The organism is Methanomicrobia archaeon (assembly GCA_016930255.1).
Taxonomy (GTDB): Archaea; Halobacteriota; Syntropharchaeia; order Alkanophagales; family Methanospirareceae; genus JACGMN01.
Window position 1 is genome coordinate 1 of record JAFGHB010000034.1, and the last position, 3,245, is coordinate 3,245.

Sequence of the window (3,245 nt, forward strand, 5' to 3'; positions counted from 1 at the left end):
CAGGTCCTCATTTTTACGTACTTCGCTTTTCTTTTAGGGATCGGTGTCTTTGTGGCGAACCTCTTGAAAAAAGCCAGAGTCCCGGACGTTTTCTTCTTACTACTTGTGGGATTTGTTCTTGGCCCAACGATCTGGTCAAATCCGAGCGTGTTAGCATATATCAATGTTGCCCCGATCGATGTTTCGGTAATGGGCGTTGTACCAGACTTCTTGAGGACACTGGCACTCATAATGGTGGTTTTTACTGGTTCGTTCAACCTGAACTACCAGGTCTTCAAGAAATTCTCAGGTCTCTCCACTAATCTCGCTATTATTGGCGTTATTTTTAACACCATTATATTCGGTCTCGTGGCTAATGCTATCTTTAACCTGGAATTAGTTCCCGCGTTCCTTTTAGGGTCTGTCATAAGTGGTACCTCATCAGAAATAGTATTCTCCTTGAAAGACACGCTAAAAAAGCGTGAAAATGTATCAACAATTTTGGAAGTTGAGTCAATTTTTAACACACCGCTCTGCTTACTGTTGCCAATAATATTCCTCGACTTATTCAATCTCGCCCCGGGTGCAGTGATAGAGCCTTACAAATACTTAACGCTGTTCTGGCGACTGGTGGCTGCGGGGATTGGGACTGGCCTATTACTGGGTATCGTGATGAGTAAGCTGATAGGGAAAATGATCAAGGGATATTCACCCCTGTTCATATTCTCTCTGGCACTTGTTACGTATGCGGTGGCAGAGAATGTTGGCGGTTCTGGTATGCTCGCCGTAGCCATCTGTGGGCTTGTTATTGGCAACCTGGTATTCCCGTTTAAAGAGGAAGTTGCCCGATTCGAAGATGCGTTGTCAGAAATGTTCAGGATATCTGTATTCACGCTCCTCGGTGCGCAGGTACTCTTACTCCTTGAGCCGAAACTCGTGCTCCTTGAGCTCGTCTTCGCCCTGATTGTGCTGGCATCTCGACCGATATTCGTGCTGCCACTGCTGGGGAAATTGCGCTCTTCCCTGGATGATCGCAGTCTGCTCGTCATAAGCTGTGTTGCTCCGCGCGGAATCGCAGCCGCAGCGATGGCGCCACTCGTTGCGAGTGTCGTCGGTAACGATTTACTCATCAATATCGTGTTCATGGTGATCCTCTTATCAGTATTACTCAGCACCGCAATACCCGCCATAGCAGGTAGAATAGAGCCGGAGTGGGAAGAAGAAAGGATAGAACCGGAAGCAGCAGGTGCTGAAGAAGTGTCTGAAGAAGAATTAAAAGCGGAAGTGGTGAAATAAATTCAAATTCCCGGTAATGATAGTGTTAATACCCGGTACGATAATTATTAAAGAACTGTATCTACTTGGGCTTCTGCTCACGCCGCTCGTCACCGGATCGCGGGTTGATTGCTTTCAAAAGCTCTTCTACGGGATTGGCGTTCGCGCCGCATTCAGGGCATGGAATGGTTGGTAGACCATCCAGTGCGTCAATGGGCCCCATCGGGACGGGGTCACCGACCGCCCATAAGCCGTAGCCGTAGCATCTCGTACACGTCTTTGTCTTCATTCTGTCTCCTATATACGACCTTCATGTGCTGAGGATAAGAACATAGTTGGTGGATATTGAGCGATAGTGGTTGAATAACGTAAACATCGATGTCAAGCATGAAGATACGATCCCATCAGTATACTCTCCCTTCAAAGCTTGGCGAGTACGTTCTCAGCCCATGATCATCCATTCAAAGCCTGATCTTGAAAGTAACCTTTATTTATGCCCCATTTTTTCACTACTACTATGCCTGAACAATTCACCGTGATTGTTGAAGAGGGAGAGGACGGCCACCTCATTTCCGACGTGATTGAGCTACCAGACTGTCATACGCAGGCGAAGATCTATGATGAACTTATAAGACGAACCAAAGAAACTATAGCGTTATATTTCAGTGACCGTGATAATTTATACTGAAATTGATAGCGTAAAGTGTTCGGATTAGCTATGTCTAAAAGTACAGTTTCAGTTCTTCCTCAGGACTGTATCGCAAAGGTTGCCTGAAAATGGCTCTTAAAGTCCCTTTGTCTAACTCATCATGAAACGGAATAGTCAAAGTTTTCCTCGATCCATCTGGATCGATTCTTCGTAACTTTACATGACTCCCTCGTTGGGAAACAATGTCAAAGCCAAATTCAGAGAAAATTTTCACTATAGCTTTACCGCTGAGAGTTTTAAGGTTCGGCATATGCAGCGGGCAGTTCAAAGTTGACCAGAATCGAATGCTCGGGAAGAATACCCCACTCCGCTAGATCTTCGCCTCCGAGGTGCAAGCTGATGGCTTCTTTTATATTTGCTGTTACTTCATCCAGAGTTTTTTCCTTGCGTCACCACCGGAAAATCGATGCATTCGGCAATGTAATACTTTTCTCCTTCCTAAACTCTGACCTGGATGATTCTCCGCATGCTTTCACCTAAGCCTTCCCGATATTCAAACTTAACTCTAGGCGCAATGAGCGTTTAATCATCAGTTACAGACGCTCTAACGTTTTCTCACCGCACATAATTGCGCAGCGTTCCGATACCCTCTATCTCAATCTCAATCGTGTCTCCGCGCTGCATCGCCCCGATCCCGCTCGGCGTTCCCGTGGCCACGATGTCCCCAGGTTGCAAGGTCATCACCTTCGAGACGAACGAGACCAGCTCCTCGGTGGTAAAGATGAAGTTTGCGGTAGTGGAATCCTGCCGCAGCTCGCCGTTCAGGTAACTCTGTATCCGAACGTTGTTCGGATCGATGTTACTAACGATCCGCGGTCCCACCGGGCAAAAGGTATCGAAGCTCTTCGCACGTGTCCACTGCACGTCCTTCCGTTGCAGGTCGCGCGCCGTTACGTCGTTCAAGCACGTGAACCCCGCGACGTATTCCATCACTGCGTCCGGCTCGACGTTCTTGCAGGTGTCCTTTATCACTACTGCTAACTCAGCCTCGTAGTCAACCCGTGTCGATTGTGCCGGGTAGACGATGAACTCCTCGGGCCCGATCAATGTAGTTGGCGGCTTCAAAAAGAGGATGGGCTCCTCGGGCAGCTCCATCTTCAGCTCCCGAGCATGATCCCGGTAATTGAGCCCGACCAGCACAACCTTCGTTGGCTGACGCTGCAAAAAGGAGAGGGGCATCTGAGTGAGATGAGACGATTACTGCTTCTTGAACAGTTGCCTGATCTCCTCGCCCACCGTTTCGATCTTATGCTTGCCGATGTTCTCCCTGCTCGCCTTCAGG

General features: G+C 48.1%; 5 protein-coding genes. 2 read left to right on the plus strand and 3 right to left on the minus strand.

The genetic code is table 11. The features are described 5' to 3' along the window. On the plus strand, positions 1-1,275 hold a 1,275-nt coding region (locus tag JW878_05355; GenBank protein ID MBN1762487.1), incomplete at its 5' end, for a cation:proton antiporter. 61 nt (positions 1,276-1,336) lie between these two features. Here JW878_05355 and JW878_05360 read toward each other — a convergent pair. Then, positions 1,337-1,543 (minus strand): hypothetical protein, encoded by a 207-nt coding sequence (locus JW878_05360; GenBank protein ID MBN1762488.1) that lies wholly within the window; start codon positions 1,541-1,543, stop codon positions 1,337-1,339. A gap of 228 nt (positions 1,544-1,771) precedes the next feature. On the opposite strand from JW878_05360, the gene JW878_05365 reads away from it, so the two are divergent. Continuing rightward, entirely contained in the window at positions 1,772-1,942 is a 171-nt protein-coding gene (locus JW878_05365) for a type II toxin-antitoxin system HicB family antitoxin (protein MBN1762489.1), read from the plus strand. 34 nt (positions 1,943-1,976) lie between these two features. On the opposite strand, the gene JW878_05370 is transcribed toward JW878_05365, so the two are convergent. Continuing rightward, positions 1,977-2,213, minus strand: coding sequence for a type II toxin-antitoxin system HicA family toxin (locus JW878_05370; GenBank protein MBN1762490.1), 237 nt, complete (start codon positions 2,211-2,213; stop codon positions 1,977-1,979). A gap of 305 nt (positions 2,214-2,518) precedes the next feature. Further along, on the minus strand, positions 2,519-3,142 hold the full coding sequence (locus tag JW878_05375; protein MBN1762491.1) for a fumarylacetoacetate hydrolase family protein: 624 nt from the start codon (positions 3,140-3,142) through the stop codon (positions 2,519-2,521). Positions 3,143-3,245: the final 103 nt, after the last annotated feature.